15 protein-coding genes and 1 pseudogene are annotated in these 19425 nt (G+C 32.9%); 15 read left to right on the forward strand and 1 reads right to left on the reverse strand.

Annotated features, from left to right (window positions below; all coding sequences use genetic code 11):
- The first annotated feature begins 6 nt into the window (after positions 1 to 6).
- The 15 genes from rpsB to CD032_RS12140 all read left to right on the forward strand — a co-directional run bounded on the left by rpsB (position 7) and on the right by CD032_RS12140 (position 18934).
- The gene (gene rpsB, locus CD032_RS12070) at positions 7 to 798 is read left to right on the forward strand and encodes a 30S ribosomal protein S2 (RefSeq protein ID WP_040030607.1); all 792 of its coding nucleotides are present in this window, start codon (positions 7 to 9) and stop codon (positions 796 to 798) included.
- 93 nt (positions 799 to 891) lie between these two features.
- Positions 892 to 1770: a translation elongation factor Ts gene (tsf, locus tag CD032_RS12075; protein ID WP_019468450.1), complete on the forward strand. Its 879-nt coding sequence runs from the start codon at positions 892 to 894 to the stop codon at positions 1768 to 1770.
- 134 nt (positions 1771 to 1904) lie between these two features.
- Complete coding sequence (gene pyrH / locus CD032_RS12080) at positions 1905 to 2627, forward strand: UMP kinase (protein WP_019468449.1); 723 nt, start codon at positions 1905 to 1907, stop codon at positions 2625 to 2627.
- Positions 2628 to 2643: 16 nt separating this feature from the next.
- Positions 2644 to 3198 (forward strand): ribosome recycling factor, encoded by a 555-nt coding sequence (frr, locus tag CD032_RS12085; protein WP_019468448.1) that lies wholly within the window; start codon positions 2644 to 2646, stop codon positions 3196 to 3198.
- Between the two features lie 227 nt (positions 3199 to 3425).
- Positions 3426 to 4187, forward strand: a complete 762-nt coding sequence (uppS, locus tag CD032_RS12090; protein ID WP_040030605.1) for an undecaprenyl pyrophosphate synthase — start codon at positions 3426 to 3428, stop codon at positions 4185 to 4187.
- Between the two features lie 17 nt (positions 4188 to 4204).
- Complete coding sequence (locus CD032_RS12095; protein ID WP_019468446.1) at positions 4205 to 4981, forward strand: phosphatidate cytidylyltransferase; 777 nt, start codon at positions 4205 to 4207, stop codon at positions 4979 to 4981.
- Between the two features lie 307 nt (positions 4982 to 5288).
- A complete protein-coding gene (gene rseP, locus CD032_RS12100; RefSeq protein WP_040030604.1) occupies positions 5289 to 6575 on the forward strand; it encodes an RIP metalloprotease RseP in 1287 nt (428 codons plus the stop codon).
- A 17-nt stretch (positions 6576 to 6592) separates the two neighbouring features.
- On the forward strand, positions 6593 to 8293 hold the full coding sequence (locus CD032_RS12105; protein WP_103211518.1) for a proline--tRNA ligase: 1701 nt from the start codon (positions 6593 to 6595) through the stop codon (positions 8291 to 8293).
- 386 nt (positions 8294 to 8679) lie between these two features.
- Entirely contained in the window at positions 8680 to 12996 is a 4317-nt protein-coding gene (locus tag CD032_RS12110; protein ID WP_019468443.1) for a PolC-type DNA polymerase III, read from the forward strand.
- Between the two features lie 207 nt (positions 12997 to 13203).
- Positions 13204 to 13671, forward strand: a complete 468-nt coding sequence (rimP, locus tag CD032_RS12115; RefSeq protein WP_019468442.1) for a ribosome maturation factor RimP — start codon at positions 13204 to 13206, stop codon at positions 13669 to 13671.
- A gap of 23 nt (positions 13672 to 13694) precedes the next feature.
- Positions 13695 to 14891 (forward strand): transcription termination factor NusA, encoded by a 1197-nt coding sequence (nusA, locus tag CD032_RS12120; protein ID WP_019468441.1) that lies wholly within the window; start codon positions 13695 to 13697, stop codon positions 14889 to 14891.
- A 15-nt stretch (positions 14892 to 14906) separates the two neighbouring features.
- Positions 14907 to 15191 (forward strand): RNase P modulator RnpM, encoded by a 285-nt coding sequence (rnpM, locus tag CD032_RS12125; protein WP_019468440.1) that lies wholly within the window; start codon positions 14907 to 14909, stop codon positions 15189 to 15191.
- Positions 15188 to 15505 (forward strand): L7Ae/L30e/S12e/Gadd45 family ribosomal protein, encoded by a 318-nt coding sequence (locus CD032_RS12130; protein ID WP_019468439.1) that lies wholly within the window; start codon positions 15188 to 15190, stop codon positions 15503 to 15505. The genes rnpM and CD032_RS12130 overlap by 4 nt, the downstream gene beginning before the upstream one ends.
- A 4-nt stretch (positions 15506 to 15509) precedes the next feature.
- Positions 15510 to 17624: a translation initiation factor IF-2 gene (infB, locus tag CD032_RS12135; RefSeq protein ID WP_019468438.1), complete on the forward strand. Its 2115-nt coding sequence runs from the start codon at positions 15510 to 15512 to the stop codon at positions 17622 to 17624.
- Between the two features lie 314 nt (positions 17625 to 17938).
- Positions 17939 to 18934, forward strand: coding sequence for a hypothetical protein (locus CD032_RS12140; protein WP_230620731.1), 996 nt, complete (start codon positions 17939 to 17941; stop codon positions 18932 to 18934).
- Here CD032_RS12140 and CD032_RS12145 read toward each other — a convergent pair.
- Positions 18931 to 19364: pseudogene (locus CD032_RS12145) on the reverse strand (transposase); the annotation flags it as partial. The gene CD032_RS12140 and the pseudogene CD032_RS12145 sit on opposite strands and share 4 nt — an antisense overlap.
- Positions 19365 to 19425 lie beyond the last annotated feature (61 nt).

Here is a 19425-nt window from a genome sequence, read left to right on the forward strand (position 1 = left end):
TTATTTATGGCAGTAATTTCAATGAAACAATTACTAGAAGCAGGTGTTCACTTCGGTCACCAAACACGCCGTTGGAACCCAAAAATGAAAAGATACATCTTCACTGAAAGAAACGGTATCTACATTATCGATTTACAAAAAACAGTGAAGAAAGTAGAAGAAGCTTACAACTTTATTAAACAAATTTCAGAAGATGGCGGAAAAGTTTTATTCGTTGGTACGAAAAAACAAGCACAAGAATCAGTGAAAGCTGAAGCAGAACGTGCTGGTCAATTCTATGTTAACCAAAGATGGTTAGGTGGAATTTTAACTAACTATAAAACAATTTCAAAACGTATCAAACGTATTTCTGAAATTGAAAAAATGGAAGAAGATGGCTTATTCGAAGTATTACCTAAAAAAGAAGTAGTAGAACTTAGAAAAGAATATGACCGTTTAATTAAATTCTTAGGCGGAATTCGTGATATGAAATCTATGCCTCAAGCATTATTTGTAGTTGACCCTCGTAAAGAGCGCAACGCAATTGCTGAAGCACGTAAATTACACATCCCAATCGTTGGTATTGTGGATACTAACTGTGATCCAGATGAGATCGATTATGTTATCCCTGCAAACGATGATGCTATCCGTGCCGTTAAATTATTAACTGGTAAAATGGCAGATGCAATCTTAGAAGGTCAACAAGGTGTATCAAATGAAGAAGTAGCAGCTGAACAAAACATTGATTTAAATGAATCAAAAGAAGAAGCTACTGAAGCAGAAACAACTGAAGAAAACACTTCTGTTGAATCAAACTAAGAATAATGTAAAATGGGTGATAAGATATATAAGCTTATCACCTTTTTTTAAAATAAATATATTAAAATTCATTAAATAATGGAGGAATATGAAATGGCAATTTCAGCTAAACTTGTAAAAGAATTACGTGAAAAAACTGGCGCTGGTATGATGGATTGTAAAAAAGCGTTGACAGAAACTGATGGTGATATTGATAAAGCTATTGATTACCTACGTGAAAAAGGTATTGCAAAAGCAGCTAAAAAAGCTGACCGTATCGCTGCAGAAGGACTAGTACATGTAGAAGAAAGAGGAAATGAAGCAGCAATCGTAGAAATTAATTCAGAAACTGACTTCGTAGCACGTAACGAAGGTTTCCAAGAATTAGTAAAAGAAATTGCTATCCAAGTGTTAGATAGTAAAGTAGATACTGTTGAAGCTTTATTAGAATCTGAATTAGCTGACGGTAAAACTGTAGATCAACGCATGAAAGAAGCAATCTCTACAATCGGTGAAAAATTAAGTATCCGTCGTTTTGCAGTTAGAACAAAATCAGATAATGATGCATTTGGTTCATATTTACACATGGGTGGACGTATCGGTGTATTAACAGTTGTTGAAGGTACTACTGATAGTGATGCTGCTAAAGATGTAGCTATGCATATTGCTGCGATTAACCCTAAATATGTTTCATCTGAACAAGTAAGTGAAGATGAAATAGCTCATGAAAAAGAAGTATTGAAACAACAAGCTTTAAACGAAGGAAAACCAGAAAAAATCGTTGAGAAAATGGTTGAAGGTCGTTTACGTAAATATTTACAAGAAATTTGTGCAGTTGACCAAAACTTTGTTAAAGATCCTGATCAAACAGTTGAAGCTTTCTTAAAATCAAAAGGTGGAAAACTAGTTGACTTCGTACGTTATGAAGTAGGCGAAGGTATGGAAAAACGTGAAGAAAACTTTGCTGACGAAGTAAAAGGACAAATGAAATAATTTTTCATAGTTTGAACAAGAAAGAAGACACCTTTTTGTGCTCCATATGAAAGACTTACTTTTATATTGGAAGTTCTACTGTGTCTTCTTTACTTGTATCAAATACATATTTTCACAATAGAGAGGATAAGACAATGGCTCAAACTTCTAAATATAAACGTGTCGTTTTAAAATTAAGTGGTGAAGCACTAGCAGGTGAAGACGGATTCGGCATTAATCCGATAATTATTAAAAGTGTTGCTCAACAAGTAGCTGAGGTAGCAAAAATGGATTGTGAAATTGCAGTGATTGTTGGCGGAGGTAATATCTGGAGAGGTAAAACTGGTAGTGACCTTGGTATGGATCGTGGCACAGCCGATTATATGGGCATGTTGGCTACTGTTATGAACGCTTTAGCACTTCAAGATAGCTTAGAACAATTAGAGTGTGATACACGTGTGTTAACTTCTATAGAGATGAAACAAGTTGCAGAACCTTATATTCGTCGTCGTGCAATTAGACACTTAGAGAAAAAACGAGTTGTGATATTTGCAGCTGGCATAGGTAATCCATACTTCTCAACTGACACAACTGCAGCTCTGCGTGCTGCTGAAGTAGAAGCTGATGTTATCTTAATGGGCAAAAATAATGTTGATGGTGTTTATTCTGCAGATCCTAAAAAAGATGAAAATGCAGTTAAATATGAACATTTAACACATATTCAAATGTTACAAGAAGGATTACAAGTCATGGACTCAACAGCATCTTCTTTCTGTATGGATAACAATATTCCATTGAATGTGTTCTCTATTACAGAAGAAGGAAATATTAAACGTGCTGTAATGGGTGAAAAAATAGGAACATTAATTACAAAATAATTTAGAGGTGTATAATATGAGTGACATAATTAATGACACGAAAACAAAGATGAGAAAATCAATTGATAGTCTTTCAAGAGAATTAGCCAACATTAGTGCTGGTAGAGCAAATTCAAACCTTTTAAACGGTGTTACGGTTGATTATTATGGGGCACCAACACCTATACAACAACTTGCTAGTATCAGTGTGCCAGAAGCACGTCTTTTAGTCATTTCACCATACGATAAATCATCAGTGGCTAATGTTGAAAAAGCAATTAATGCAGCAAACTTAGGTGTGAATCCATCTAGTGATGGTGAAGTAATCCGTATCAGCGTGCCTGCATTAACAGAAGAACGTCGTAAAGAACTTGTAAAAGAAGTTAAAAAAATTGGCGAAGATTCTAAAGTTGCAGTTAGAAATGTGCGTCGCGATTCTAATGACGAGCTTAAAAAGCAAGAGAAAAATGGTGACATCACTGAAGATGACCTAAGAACTCAAACAAATGAAGTTCAAAAAATAACTGACGATTCTATCAATGACATTGATAAATTATTAGAAGAAAAAGAACAAGATATTATGTCAGTATAAGCATGGTAATTATGATATGAATTTTTGTGAGTAAATAGCTATCTTTTAGTTGTTTGATATTGAAAATAAAGCATATTATAAATTTATCTGAACTGTATCAAATCAGACTTTGGTACAGTTTTTTTATTTGTTTATTCATTGCGCTTATCTAGTATGATAAAATGATAGATAATTGCATTTAGAAGCTAATATAAAAAGCAGAGATGATAACGCTCGGAGGAAATACCATGTTTAAAAAGCTAAACAAGAAAAAAAACCAGCCTAACGCATCCAACATTGACTTGGATTTACATAGTGTACCTAATCATATAGCAATTATTATGGATGGCAATGGACGCTGGGCTAAACAAAGAAAGCTGCCTAGAATAAAAGGACATTACCAAGGTATGCAAACAATCAAAAAAATAACTAAAGAAGCTAGTGATTTAGGTATTAAATATTTAACGTTGTATGCATTTTCAACTGAAAATTGGACTAGACCTAAAAATGAAGTTAATTATATTATGAACCTACCAGTTAATTTCTTAAAAACCTTTTTACCAGAATTAATAGAAAATAATGTTAAAGTAGAAACCATTGGTTTTTTAAATGATTTACCAACTGCAACACTTGAAGCTATAAATAAAGCAAAAGACCAAACCAAAGATAATACGGGTTTAAAACTGATTTTTGCAATTAATTATGGCGGACGTGCTGAAATTGTCCATAGTTTAAAGTCAATTTATGAAAAATTATCTTCTGAAGGGTTATCCAGTGAACATATTACAGAACAACTGATTAACGAACATTTAATGACCCACCATTATCCTGATCCAGACCTTTTAATTAGAACCTCAGGTGAACAACGAATTAGTAACTTTCTTATCTGGCAAGTATCTTACAGTGAATTTATATTCAATGAAAAATTTTGGCCAGATTTTGACAAAGAAGAATTAATAAACTGTATTAAAATTTATCAATCTCGTCAAAGACGTTTTGGGGGATTATAGATAGTTAGGAGAATAGTATGAAAGTTAGAACTTTAACAGCAATAATAGCACTTATTGTTTTTCTACCTGTATTATTAAAGGGTGGCCTTGTACTAATGCTTTTTTCATATTTATTAGCGTTTATAGGTCTCAAAGAATTGTTGAATATGAATATGATAAAGTTCTTATCCATCCCAGGAATTATAAGTGCATTAGGAATTTTAATTATTATGATACCGCAAGAGGCAGGTACATGGGTAAATGATTTACAATTAAAATCTTTGATAGCAATGAGTTTTATTTTATTAAGTTATACTGTGCTATCTAAAAATAGATTTAGTTTTATGGATGCTGCTTTTTGCTTAATGTCTATAGCTTATGTAGGCATAGGTTTTATGTATCTTTATGAAACAAGATCAGAGGGATTACATTACATATTGTTAGCTTTCTTAATTGTGTGGTCTACTGATACTGGTGCATACATTTTTGGTAGATTAATGGGCAAACATAAATTATGGCCTGTAATCAGTCCTAATAAAACAATTGAAGGATTTATAGGTGGTATTATTTGTAGTTTGATCGTTCCACTTATAATGATGATGTTTATAGACTTTAACATTGCAATATGGTTATTGCTATTATGTACAGTTATTTTGAGTATGTTTGGGCAACTAGGAGATTTAGTGGAGTCAGGTTTTAAACGCCATTTTGGTGTGAAGGATTCTGGACGCATTTTACCTGGTCATGGCGGTATATTAGACCGATTCGATAGTTTTATGTTTGTTTTACCATTATTAAATATATTCTTAATTTAAGTGATTTTGAAAGAAATGATATGCTTTTAAAATTGTATAATTGAAAAATAAAAGGAGTTATTAATTTAAATGCTGATGATTGATCATATGAGACATTTAAATTTTTAACTCCTTTTCATAAGTTTATAAAATGAATCGTATATATTTTAAGAGGTAAGTCGTGAAAATTTATTATACTGTATAAAGTTACGTGTATCAGTCGGTAGTGTTATGTTATAATTTTATAATCAAAAGCATTAAATTTCTTGTATATTATAATAATATAAAATAATGGAACAATCTTACGGAAAATATGAGGTGTATCAATTTGAGTTTTCTAGTGACAATTATTTCTTTTATAATCGTATTTGGTGTTCTTGTAACAGTTCATGAATACGGTCATATGTTTTTTGCAAAAAGAGCTGGCATTATGTGTCCAGAATTTGCAATTGGAATGGGGCCAAAAATTTTCAGTTTCAGAAAAAATGAAACTTTATATACCATTCGTTTATTGCCAGTTGGAGGGTATGTAAGAATGGCAGGTGACGGGTTGGAAGAACCTCCCGTTCAACCAGGTATGCATGTAAAGATAAAATTAAATGATAAAGATGAAATCACACACATCATTTTAGATGATCAACATAAATTCCAACAAATTGAAGCAATGGAAGTTAAGCAATGTGATTTTAAAGAAGATTTATATATAGAAGGTGTAACTGCATATGATCAGCAAAGACATCATTATCAGATTGCTGACAAAGCTTACTTTGTTGAAAATGGTAGTTTAATTCAAATTGCTCCTAAAAACCGACAATTCACACACAAAAAACCTTATCAAAAATTCTTAACACTGTTTGCGGGTCCATTATCTAACTTCTTACTTACATTAGTATTATTTATTGGCTTGGCTTATTATCAAGGTACTCCAACAAATACAGTTGATAAAGTTGCGCAAGATAGTCCAGCAGCACACGCTGGCTTAAAAACAGGTGATACTATCGTGAAAATTGATGACCAATCTATCGATAGTAAATCTGATATAGATCAAGCGATGTCGCAGGTTAAAGACAAAAAGACGCAAATTAAAGTAGAACGGGATGGCAAAACAGAAAACTTACAAGTAAAACCTAAAAAATATGAACAAAAAGTAACTAAAACACATTCAGAAACTAAATATTTATTAGGTTATACTCCTTCTATTGAACATACTTTATTTAAACCAATTGTATCTGGTGTAGAACGTTCATTAGTAGCTGGAAAACTGATTTTTACTGCGATTTTAAGTATGATTGCGAGCATTTTTACAGGTCAATTTTCATTTGATATGTTAAATGGTCCTGTCGGTATTTACCATACGGTTGATTCTGTTGTTAAAACAGGCATCATCAATTTAATTTCTTGGACAGCATTGCTCAGTGTCAATTTAGGTTTGATGAATTTATTACCAGTTCCAGCACTTGATGGCGGACGTATCTTATTCGTTATATATGAAGCGATTTTCAGAAAGCCATTAAACAAAAAAGCAGAAACTACCATTATTGCGATTGGTGCAGTATTTGTCTTAATTGTTATGGTCTTAGTGACATGGAATGACATTCAACGTTATTTCTTATAAAAGGAGAGAGCATGTAAATGAAACAATCTAAAGTATTTATACCAACGATGAAAGAAGTACCGGCTGCAGCCGAAGCTTTAAGTCATAGACTTTTGCTAAAAGCAGGATTAATTAAACAAAGTACGAGTGGCATATATAGCTATTTACCGTTAGCTGCAAAAGTTTTGAATAACATTGAAACAATTGTAAGACAAGAAATGGAACGTATCGAGGCTGTGGAAATTTTAATGCCAGCGTTACAAAAAGCAGAACTATGGGAAGAATCAGGTCGTTGGAATGCATATGGTCCAGAACTAATGCGTTTAAAAGATAGACATGGCCGTGAGTTTGCACTTGGGCCAACACATGAAGAGCTTATAACGTCTGTGATAAGAGATGAGCTTAAATCATATAAACAATTACCACTTACTTTATTCCAAATACAATCTAAGTTTAGAGATGAAAAACGTCCGCGTTTTGGACTGTTACGTGGTCGTGAATTTATTATGAAAGACGCATATTCGTTTCATGCAGATGAAGCTTCTTTAGATGAAACATACCAAGATATGTATCACGCATATGATCGCATATTTAAACGTGTCGGAATTAATGCACGACCAGTAGTTGCAGATTCAGGTGCTATTGGTGGAAGCCATACACACGAATTTATGGCTTTAAGTGAAATTGGTGAAGACACAATTGTGTATAGTGAAAATAGTGATTATGCTGCCAATATTGAAAAAGCTGAGGTTGTATATCATCCTAATGAAAAACATGATGATGTAGCGCCATTAACAAAAATAGAAATACCTCAAGTACATACAGCACAAGCATTAGCAACATTTTTAGAAAAGCCATTAGATGAAATTACAAAATCTATGGTATTTAATGTCGATGGTGAATTTATTATGGTACTTGTACGCGGTCACCATGAAATTAATGATGTGAAATTAAAAGCATTCTTTGGTACTGATCACATCGAATTAGCAACAGAAGATGAAATTAAAAATTTATTAGGTGCATCTCCTGGTTCACTTGGACCAATTTTTGATAAAAACATCAAAGTATATGCAGATAACTTTATAAAAGATTTAAATAACATTGTTGTAGGTGCTAACGAAGATGGTTACCATTTATTGAATGCAAATGTAGGGCGTGACTTTGAAATAGAAGCGTATGGTGACTTTAGATTTATTTTAGAAGGTGAAGCTTTAGCTGATGGATCAGGTGTCGCTAAATTTGCTGAAGGAATTGAAGTCGGGCAAGTATTTAAACTGGGTACAAAATATTCAGAAGCAATGAATGCAACATTTTTAGATAATCAAGGCAAGGCTAAACCTTTATTAATGGGATGTTATGGTATAGGTGTTTCTAGAACTTTAAGTGCGATTGTTGAACAAAATAACGATGAAAATGGTATTATATGGCCTAAATCAGTAACGCCATTTGATTTACACTTAATTACAATCAACCCTAAAAAAGAAGAACAACGCGAATTGGCCGATCAACTATATACACAATTAAAAGAAACATACGATGTACTCTATGATGACCGTAAGGAACGTGCAGGTGTTAAATTTAATGATGCTGATTTAATTGGGTTACCAATTAGAGTAGTGGTTGGTAAAAATGCTGCAGAAGGTATCGTAGAAGTTAAACGACGTGATACAGGTAAAAGTGAAGATGTTCAAATTGATAACTTAAATCGTTATATTAATGACTTATACCTAAGTATATAAGTCAGCAATTTACTTTAAAAAAGTAATTGCTATGACATATGATGTTAAAAATGATATGTATGTTAAACAATTAATAGCAAAGATAATTTATAACAATAAATATGTTTGTATACAGGTATTGTTGAATGTTTAAAATTAACCTGTAATTTGGTAAATAATCGCCTTATATAGGGGAGCGGGAAAGCGAAATCGAATGAGTCATATTTGATTTCATTTCCGCTCTTATTTATTATTAGTAACCATATTGTAAAAGTAGTAGAGTTTAAGTATTAGAAATTAATGCTTTTCCGTTATAAGATAGATAATGTAAAAAATACATACGCGACAGTTAAAGCAATGATTTGAAATAGTAACGTAGTGTAATTAATAGTAAGGTGGTTATCGTCATGTCAATGACAAATCAAGAAAAATTTAAGGTCTTAGCTGATCAAATTAAAATTGCAGATCATTTGGATTCAGAAATTTTAGCACAAAGTGAATTAACGCGTGTAGATGTTAAAACAACTGATCGTATTTGGGTATTTCAGATAACATTTCCATATTTTTTACCTATAGAAGATTATCTGTTATTTATGAATGCAATTACTGAAGAATTTAAAACAATTGCCAAAGTTGATTGCAATTTTACAATTACGAATAAAGTGAATCAAGATGAATATGCCTTGAAATACTTTAGTTATTGTATTGATCAAATGCAATTATCACCAAAAGTAAAAGGTCAGTTGAAGCAAAAGCGCTTAATTATGTCAGGTGATGTTCTCAAAGTCATGTGTCAGAATGATATAGAACGTGATCATTTTGATAAAGCTTGCAATGGGAGTTTGATTAAAGCATTTCAACAATGTGGATTTGCAATCAGTAGTATCATTTTTGAAACTGATCACACTTCAAATGGGGACGATTTAGCCTCATTAGAGGCACATATTCAACAAGAAGATGAAAAAAGTGCTCGTGAAGCTACTGAAAAATTAGAAAAGATGCGCGCTGAAAAAGCCAAGCAACAAGATAATAACGAAAGTGCTGTAGCAAAATGTCAAATCGGTAAACCGATTCAAATAGAAAATGTAAAACCTATAGAATCGATTATCGAAGAAGAATTTAAAGTTGCGGTAGAAGGTGTTATCTTTGATATTAATTTAAAAGAATTGAAAAGTGGACGCCATATTGTTGAATTAAAAGTTACAGATTATACTGATTCATTAGTGCTGAAAATGTTCACTAGAAAAAATAAAGATGATTTAGCTCATTTTAAAGCGCTCAGTGTTGGTAAATGGGTGCGAGCACAAGGTCGAATAGAAGAAGACACATTCGTACGTGACTTAGTAATGATGATGTCTGATATTGAAGAAATAAAAAAAGCAGTTAAACAAGACAAAGCAGATGAGAAACGCGTAGAATTTCACTTGCATTCATCCATGAGTCAGATGGATGGCATTCCAAATATAAGTGCATATGTAGATCAAGCAGCCAAATGGGGCCATAAAGCGATTGCAATTACTGATCATAATGTGGTTCAAGCATTTCCAGATGCGCATGCTGCAGCTGAAAAAAATAATATTAAAATGATATATGGTATGGAAGGCATGTTGGTTGATGATGGTGTGCCCATAGCTTATAAGCCACAAGATATTGATTTAAAAACTGCAACATATGTTGTTTTTGACGTTGAAACAACAGGTTTATCTAATCAATATGATAAAATTATCGAACTCGCAGCTGTAAAAGTAAGAGAAGGAGAAATCATTGATAAGTTTGAACGTTTTAGTAATCCACATGAACGTTTATCTGAAACAATCAAGAATTTAACGCATATCACAGATGATATGCTCGTCAATGCGCCTGAAATTGAAACAGTATTAACAGAGTTTAAAGCGTGGGTCGGTGATGCGATATTTGTAGCACACAATGCATCATTTGACATGGGATTCATTGACACCGGTTATGAAAAAATTGGGCTAGGTGCATCAACGAATGGTGTGATAGATACACTTGAACTTTCCAGAACTATCAACACAGAATATGGTAAGCATGGTCTGAATTTCTTAGCTAAAAAATATGGTGTAGATTTAACACAGCATCACAGAGCGATTTATGATACTGAAGCAACAGCTTATATTTTTATAAAAATGTTAAAACAATTAGAAGAAGCGGAAGTTTATAATCATCAAGATATTAATAAATCGTTATCTAATGAAGATGCGTATAAACGTGCACGTCCAAATCACGTAACACTTATAGTGCAAAATCAACAAGGCTTGAAAAATTTATTTAAAATAGTAAGTGCATCTTTAGTTAAATATTATTATAGAACACCTAGAATTCCACGATCATTATTAGATGAATATCGAGAAGGTATTCTTGTTGGTTCTGCATGTGATGAAGGTGAAGTATTTACTGCAGTAATGCAAAAAGATCAATCGCAAGTGGAAAGAATAGCAAAATACTATGATTTCATTGAAGTACAGCCACCTGCATTATATCAAGATTTAATAGATAGAGAACTTGTGAGAGATAATGAGACATTGCATGAAATTTATCAACGTCTTATTCAAGCTGGAGATGTAAATGATATTCCTGTTATTGCGACAGGAAACGCGCATTATCTAAACGAACATGATGGTATTGCACGTAAAATTTTAATTGCATCACAGCCAGGTAACCCGTTAAATCGTAGTACTTTACCTGAGGCACATTTTAGAACAACAGATGAAATGTTAGACGAATTACATTTCTTAGGTGAAGCAAAAGCACATGAACTAGTTGTTAAAAACACGAATGAATTAGCAGACCGTATCGAACGTGTAGTTCCGATAAAAGATGAATTGTATACGCCGCGTATGGAAGGTGCTAATGATGAAATACGAGATATGAGCTATGCCAATGCTAGAGCATTGTATGGCGAAGATTTACCACAAATTGTAATCGACCGATTAGAGAAAGAACTTGAAAGTATTATTGGGAATGGATTCTCCGTTATATATTTAATTTCGCAAAGACTTGTTAAAAAATCACTGGATGACGGTTACCTAGTAGGTTCACGTGGCTCTGTAGGTTCGAGTTTTGTAGCGACAATGACTGAAATTACAGAAGTTAATCCATTACCACCGCATTATATTTGTCCACAATGTAAAGAAAGTGAGTTCTTTAATGATGGATCTATTGGCTCTGGTTTTGATTTGCCAGATAAAAAATGTGGCACATGTGGTTGTGAATTGATTAAAGAAGGGCAAGATATTCCTTTTGAAACTTTCTTAGGCTTCAAAGGTGATAAAGTACCCGATATTGATTTGAACTTTAGTGGTGAGTATCAACCTCAAGCTCATAATTACACAAAAGAATTGTTTGGTGAAGACAAAGTCTTTCGTGCCGGTACAATTGGTACGGTGGCAGAAAAAACAGCTTTCGGTTTTGTAAAAGGATTTTTAAACGACCAAGGCATCCACAAAAGAGGTGCTGAAGTTGATAGACTCGTAAAAGGTTGCACGGGCGTAAAACGTACAACAGGACAACATCCAGGTGGTATCATCGTTGTCCCAGATTATATGGATATCTACGATTTTACACCGGTTCAATTTCCGGCAGATGATCAATCATCAGCTTGGATGACAACACATTTCGATTTCCACTCAATACATGATAACGTATTGAAACTGGATATATTAGGACACGATGACCCGACGATGATCCGTATGTTACAGGATTTATCAGGTATTGATCCTAAAACGATACCTGTTGATGATAAGGAGACCATGGGTATTTTTAGTTCACCAGAACCATTAGGTGTAACATCCGAGCAAATTTTATGTAAAACTGGAACATTTGGTGTGCCTGAATTTGGTACAGGATTTGTTCGTCAAATGTTAGAAGATACCAAGCCAACTACATTTTCAGAATTAGTTAGAATATCTGGATTATCACATGGTACAGATGTTTGGCTAGGTAACGCACAAGATTTAATACGTTCAGGAACTTGTGATTTATCAAGTGTCATTTGTTGTCGTGATGATATTATGGTTTATTTAATGTATAACGGATTAGAACCATCACTAGCCTTTAAGACAATGGAATTTGTGCGTAAAGGTAAAGGACTTACGGATGATATGGTTGAAGCAATGGTAGACAATGAAGTGCCCGATTGGTATTTGGACTCATGTAGAAAAATTAAATATATGTTCCCTAAAGCGCATGCTGCAGCATATGTGTTGATGGCGGTACGTATTGCATATTTCAAAGTCCATTATCCACTTTACTACTATGCAAGTTACTTTACAGTGCGTGCATCTGATTTTGATTTAATCTCAATGATTAAAGATAAAGAAGGTATTCGAAATACAGTAAACGATATGTATTCACGCTACATGGATTTAGCAAAAAAAGAAAAAGATACATTAACTGTATTAGAAATCATGAATGAAATGGCGCAACGTGGTTATCGTATGCAACCGATTAGTTTAGAGAAGAGTAAAGCATTTGATTTTATCATTGAAGATGATAGTTTGATTCCGCCATTTATTGCTGTTCCTGGATTAGGAGAAAACGTTGCACAACGTATAGTTGAGGCACGTGAAGAAGGGCCGTTTTTATCTAAAGAAGATTTAAATAAAAAAGCAGGTTTGTCACAAAAAGTCATTGAATATTTAGACGAACTTGGTTCATTACCTAACTTGCCAGATAAAGCACAATTATCAATATTTGATATGTAATCTGTCAATATATTGATTAAAATTGAATGTCAAAATGCCAAATGTATAAAAATTTGATATTAGTTAATGTCATACTATATGAAAGATATAGTTGTTTGTATAGGAAATAAACATATGGTATAATAATATTGCTTAAAAAATTAGACTCAGGCAGGAAGAGTGGGCGTTATACCCGCTCTTTTCTATTTGCCAAAAAAGGAGGTCAGTATGAGTAAAGTAACTGAGCAAGTTGAATCAATTATTCAACCCGTCCTTGACGACTTAAATTTCGAATTAGTTGAAGTCGAATACACAAAAGAAGGAAAAGATTACTTCTTAAGAGTATCCATTGATAAAGAAGGTGGCGTCGATTTAAACGATTGTGCCCTAGCTTCTGAAAAGATTAGTGAGGTTATGGATGAAGAAGATCCTATTCAAGAAATGTATTATTTAGATGTAGCTTCTCCAGGTGCTGAAAGACCTATAAAAAAAGAAAAAGATTTCCAAAATGCTGTTTCAAAACCGATATACGTTTCTTTATATGCGCCTATTGAAGGTGGAAAAGAATGGTTAGGTATCTTAAAAGAAGTAACTAGTGAAACGATTATTATGGAAGTAAAAGAAAAATCAAAGAAGAAACAAGTTGAAATTCCAAGAAATAAAATCGCTAAAGCACGTCATGCTGTAATGCTTTAATGTGATGAGGAGGATGATAAATCGTGTCAAGTAATGAATTACTATTAGCAACTGAATATTTAGAAAAAGAAAAAAAGATTCCAAGAGAAGTTTTAATTGATGCAATTGAAGCAGCGTTGATTACTGCATATAAAAAGAACTATGACAGTGCAAGAAGTGTACGCGTTGAGTTAAACATGGATGAAGGTACATTTCATGTAATTGCGCGTAAACAAGTCGTGGAAGAAGTAATGGATAATAGAGAAGAGATCGACTTAAGTACAGCACTAGTTAAAAATCCAGCATATGAAGTTGGTGATATCTACGAAGAAGACGTAACGCCAAGTGATTTTGGACGTGTAGGTGCACAAGCTGCGAAACAAGCTGTAATGCAACGTTTACGCGATGCTGAGCGTGAAATATTATATGATGAATTTATTGATAAAGAAGATGATATTGTTAATGGTCTTATTGATAGAGTCGATCATCGTTATGTTTATGTTAATTTAGGACGCACAGAAGCTGTATTATCTGAAGCTGAAAGAAGCCCTAATGATAGCTACATTCCTAATGAGAGAATTAGAGTGTATGTCAATAAAGTAGAGCAAACTACAAAAGGGCCTCAAATTTACGTTTCACGTAGTCATCCTGGATTATTAAAACGCTTATTTGAACAAGAAGTACCAGAAATTTTTGACGGTACAGTAATTGTAAAATCAGTTGCTCGCGAAGCTGGAGATCGTTCTAAAATCAGCGTTCATTCAGATAATCCAGATATCGATGCTGTAGGTGCATGTGTAGGCGCTAAAGGTTCCCGTGTTGAAGCGGTTGTAGAAGAATTAGGCGGCGAAAAAATTGACATCGTTCAATGGAATGAAGATCCGAAGGTATTTGTTAAAAATGCTTTAAGCCCTTCTCAAGTACTACAAGTCATTGTTGATGAAGAAAACCAATCAACGGTTGTTGTTGTGCCTGACTATCAATTATCTTTAGCAATCGGTAAGCGTGGACAAAACGCACGTTTAGCTGCCAAATTAACTGGTTGGAAAATTGATATAAAATCAGAAAGTGATGCTAGAGCTGAAGGCGTTTATCCTACAGATGAGGCGATTGAAACTGAGGATGTTGAAAATATTGAGCAAAACACAGACATTGATTTAGAAGAAGTTAATACAGAAATTAATGACTTCAAAAAAGATGAAGAAACAGATAGCTTAGATGAAGAAGACGCTGAAAAATAATTTGGAGTGAGCTTTATGAAAAAGAAAAAAATTCCAATGCGTAAATGTATACTTTCAAACGACATGCATCCTAAAAAAGATATGATTCGAGTTGTTATTAATAAAGAAGGCGAAATTTTTGCTGATGCAACTGGAAAGCAGCAAGGTCGTGGTGCATATGTATCAAAAGATGTTAAATTAGTAGAAGATGCACAAAAAAAAGGTGTATTAGAAAAATACTTTAAAGTTGATGCAGAAACTCTAAATCCTGTATATAAGGAAATTATACGTCTTATTTATCGTGAAGAGATACCTAAATGACTATAGAGAAAATTGTGAATTTTTTAGGGTTAGCAATGCGTGCTGGAAAAGTTAAAACAGGTGAATCAGTCATTTTAAATGACATTAAAAAAAATAGATTGAAGCTCGTAATTATTGCAACTGATGCTTCTGAAAATACAATGACAATGTTTCAGAACAAGTGTGAAAGTTACCATATATCATTTCGCATATTTGGAACGAGAGCTGAATTAGGACAAGCTTTAGGTAAAGCAGAACGAGTTAACATTGGAATCACTGATCAAGGCTTTGCTAAAAAGTTAGTGTCAATGATAGATGAATATCGTAAGGAGTGACTATATGAGTAAAATAAGAATTTACGAATACGCCAAAGGTTTAAAATTAAAAAGTAAAGATATTATAGATGAGTTAAAGAAGATGGACGTTGAGGTAACGAGCCATATGCAAACGTTAGAAGACGACCAAATAAAAGCATTAGATAAAGTTTATAAACCGGAAAAATCCAATCAAGCAGAACAAAAACAACAAGGTCAAAATCAACAAAAATCATCAAATAGCAAGTCTAATGCTAATAAAAAAGATAATAATAATCAAAATCACAAACAAAATAATAAGAATAATAACAAAAATAAGAAGAACAATAAGAACAACAAAAATAATAATAAAAACAAACAAACGAAACAGGAAGAACCAAAAGAAATACCTTCACACATCATTTATCAAGAAGGTATAACTGTTGGAGAACTTGCTGAAAAAATTAATGTTGATTCTTCAGAAATTATTAAAAAGCTATTCTTATTAGGAATAATGGCTAACATTAATCAAGCATTAGATGATGAAACATTAGAATTGATTGCTGATGATTATGGTGTAGAAGTGGAAAAAGAAGTTGTTATTGATGAAGAAGATTTATCAATTTATTTTGATGATGAATCTGAAGATGAAGATGCAGTAGAAAGACCAGCAGTCGTTACTATTATGGGACATGTTGACCATGGTAAAACAACATTATTGGATTCTATCCGTCACACACAAGTAACAGCAGGTGAAGCTGGTGGTATTACACAACATATCGGTGCTTATCAAATTGAAAATGATGGCAAAAAAATTACTTTCCTTGATACACCAGGACATGCTGCATTCACAACGATGCGTGCACGTGGTGCACAAGTAACTGATATTACAATTTTGGTAGTAGCAGCAGATGATGGCGTAATGCCTCAAACGATAGAAGCTATTAATCACGCCAAAGAGGCGAATGTACCAACAATTGTAGCTGTCAATAAAGTTGATAAACCAACTGCTAACCCGGACAGAGTAATGCAAGAATTGACTGAATATGGTTTGATTCCTGAAGCTTGGGGCGGCGATACAATTTTCGTACCACTTTCTGCTTTAAGCGGTGATGGTATTGAAGATTTAATAGAAATGATTGGCCTTACATCTGAAATACAAGAACTAAAAGCTAATCCTGAGAAAAAAGCAGTAGGTACAGTGATAGAAGCAGAATTAGATAAATCACGTGGTCCATCTGCATCACTTCTAGTGCAAAATGGTACGTTACATGTCGGAGATGCATTGGTTGTTGGTAATACGTACGGTAGAATTCGTGCGATGGTTAACGATTTAGGACAAAGAATTAAATCTGCAGAGCCATCTACTCCTGTTGAAATTACAGGTATTCATGATGTACCACAAGCTGGGGATCGTTTTGTTGTGTTTAAAGATGAGAAACAAGCAAGACGTATTGGAGAAGCACGTCATGAAGCCAATGTTTTACAACAACGTCAAGAAAGTAAGAGCGTTTCACTAGATAATTTATTTGAACAAATGAAACAAGGTGAAATGAAAGATTTAAATGTCATCATTAAAGGTGATGTCCAAGGTTCTGTAGAAGCACTTGCAGCTTCATTAATGAAAATTGAAGTAGAAGGTGTTAATGTTCGTATTATTCACACTGCAGTAGGTGCGATAAACGAATCCGATGTGACCTTAGCGAATGCGTCAAATGGTATTATCATTGGTTTCAATGTAAGACCGGATACGGGTGCCAAACGTGCAGCTGAAACAGAAGGTGTAGACATGAGATTACACCGTGTCATTTATAGCGTTATTGAAGAAATAGAGGCTGCAATGAAAGGCTTGCTAGATCCAGAATATGAAGAACAAGTGATTGGTCAAGCAGAAGTACGTCAAACATTTAAAGTTTCAAAAGTAGGTACAATTGCTGGTAGTTATGTTACAGATGGTAAGATTACTAGAAATGCGGGTGTCCGTGTTATCAGAGATGGTATTGTACAATTTGAAGGTGAATTAGACACGTTAAAACGTTATAAAGATGATGCTAAAGAAGTAGCTCAAGGCTATGAATGTGGTATCACAATTGAGAAATATAACGATTTAAAAGAAGGCGACATTATAGAAGCTTTCGAAATGGTTGAAATTAAAAGATAAAGTCAGTTATCTTAAATAAATAAGAAAAATAAACCGTAGGCTAATTTATAGTGTTAGCTTACGGTTTTTTTCTTTTAAATATGTTATCTTTTGGGTAATAGCATGTATACCTTTGAATCATTTAAAATAATTGTTTACTTTTATAATTTATTTTAATGTTTTGCTTTAAGTGCATAGTTACTTGAATATTTAACCATTTATTAAGCATTGTGAACGAGTTAAAAAATTTTAAGTAAAATTGCTTGTTACCTTAATCTGGACACTAACTGTCTATGTACTTAATTAAACTTAGCATAAATAGGAGGTTATAAGTGATGAGTGAATATTTAAAAGAAATAAATGAATTTTGGCAAGAATACTTGGATCAATATAACTCTATTTATGACTTAGATACGTTAAATGAAATAATAAAAAGACATGACACAACTGCTTTCTTACACCCACAAGATTTAGCATACTTCAAAAAAAATTTCGGTGAAGATTTTAGTAATATCCCAAGATTTAAAAAGTTGATTGATTTTGCAAATGGGAAAGTGAAAATTAATAAGCATAGACAACGAATTGTACAAAATGATGCAGTATTAAGCCCAGCCATAGCAAGACCATATTTTGGAAATCCTGAAATAGCAGATATAGTAATTTTGAAAAAAAAGGCTGAGAACGATTTTATAATTAATGATCCTTCATTACCAGAAGAAATGATAGTACATTATCGTAATAGAATATTGCAAGATATCCAAGGTAAGTTGAATTTAAACGGACAAAAAGTATTTCTTCCGTATATAGATCATCATTGTTGGTTTAAGAAATATATCTATAGTAATGGGTCTATATTAAAACAATTTAATATTAATCCAAATAGAGTGATGGTTATGAATTTCTTTCCATATCAAACTGGCCATACAGCAGGTATACCAAAAGATTTTTTAACATTTAATCATTATCTACCATCACAAGTTATGAATTTTGAACTATTATTAAAAATTATAAATGATGATAAGCGGAGGATTTATATTGTAAGTGAAGAAGAACTCTTTATTTCAATCTTTAAAAATTTTACCAATAGTGAATTACATCAATACCTTGTTGACAATTTGTTTGTACTTTCATCTAAACAGAATAGACACATCACTGCATGTAATGTATTGAGTTATAAAGAGCATGTTAAGCGTTTAAAAAAGAAAGAATCATTAAATAAAATAGATTATTATAAGTGGAATCAACAACAAAAAAAAGAGCGAGAGTTAGGGAATTCGGATTTTATAAGAAAACTTAAAGCAATCCAATATAAAGAAGCCTTACCACGTTAGTAAAATTGAAAATGACTAAAAAGGTTCGGGACATAAATGTCTCTGACTAAACAGAAAACGATAATTTCTATTGAAATAATGTAGAAATTGTCGTTTTCTTTATTTCTATCAAATAGTGTAGTTCGTTGAGCTGCTATTTTCCTTACATTCAATGCCATAAAGACAAACCATAATTCTCTTTTGACTTTGTCTATCCCTCGAACTGGCATTCGAGTGAAACCTAAAATAGCCTTCATAACTCCAAAAACTGGTTCTACATCAATTTTTCTTTGACTGTAGATTTTTAAGTTTCTGTTTCTGAAAACTGCTGATTCATTTGAGATTTAAAATACTCCCAATTAAAATGCTTTATTATCATCTTATTAGTTTTTGAATTGTTTTTCATTCATAAATTATTAAATGGATATTTTAAACAATCATCACATGCGTATCATTTGAGTCATGTTATTAATTTTATAAAATAAGAACTTCATCAATATATTAGAGGTAAT

The organism is Staphylococcus cohnii subsp. cohnii (assembly GCF_002902365.1).
GTDB classification, from domain to species: domain Bacteria; phylum Bacillota; class Bacilli; order Staphylococcales; family Staphylococcaceae; genus Staphylococcus; species Staphylococcus cohnii.

Excerpts from the sequence above, each read along its gene's own strand:
- rpsB (WP_040030607.1), top strand. The coding sequence starts at position 7 with ATGGCAGTAATTTCAATGAAACAATTACTAGAAGCAGGTGTTCACTTC.
- tsf (WP_019468450.1), top strand. The coding sequence starts at position 892 with ATGGCAATTTCAGCTAAACTTGTAAAAGAATTACGTGAAAAAACTGGC.
- pyrH (WP_019468449.1), top strand. The coding sequence starts at position 1,905 with ATGGCTCAAACTTCTAAATATAAACGTGTCGTTTTAAAATTAAGTGGT.
- frr (WP_019468448.1), top strand. The coding sequence starts at position 2,644 with ATGAGTGACATAATTAATGACACGAAAACAAAGATGAGAAAATCAATT.
- uppS (WP_040030605.1), top strand. The coding sequence starts at position 3,426 with ATGTTTAAAAAGCTAAACAAGAAAAAAAACCAGCCTAACGCATCCAAC.
- CD032_RS12095 (WP_019468446.1), top strand. The coding sequence starts at position 4,205 with ATGAAAGTTAGAACTTTAACAGCAATAATAGCACTTATTGTTTTTCTA.
- CD032_RS12105 (WP_103211518.1), top strand. The coding sequence starts at position 6,593 with ATGAAACAATCTAAAGTATTTATACCAACGATGAAAGAAGTACCGGCT.
- CD032_RS12110 (WP_019468443.1), top strand. The coding sequence starts at position 8,680 with ATGTCAATGACAAATCAAGAAAAATTTAAGGTCTTAGCTGATCAAATT.
- rimP (WP_019468442.1), top strand. The coding sequence starts at position 13,204 with ATGAGTAAAGTAACTGAGCAAGTTGAATCAATTATTCAACCCGTCCTT.
- rnpM (WP_019468440.1), top strand. The coding sequence starts at position 14,907 with ATGAAAAAGAAAAAAATTCCAATGCGTAAATGTATACTTTCAAACGAC.
- CD032_RS12130 (WP_019468439.1), top strand. The coding sequence starts at position 15,188 with ATGACTATAGAGAAAATTGTGAATTTTTTAGGGTTAGCAATGCGTGCT.
- infB (WP_019468438.1), top strand. The coding sequence starts at position 15,510 with ATGAGTAAAATAAGAATTTACGAATACGCCAAAGGTTTAAAATTAAAA.
- CD032_RS12140 (WP_230620731.1), top strand. The coding sequence starts at position 17,939 with ATGAGTGAATATTTAAAAGAAATAAATGAATTTTGGCAAGAATACTTG.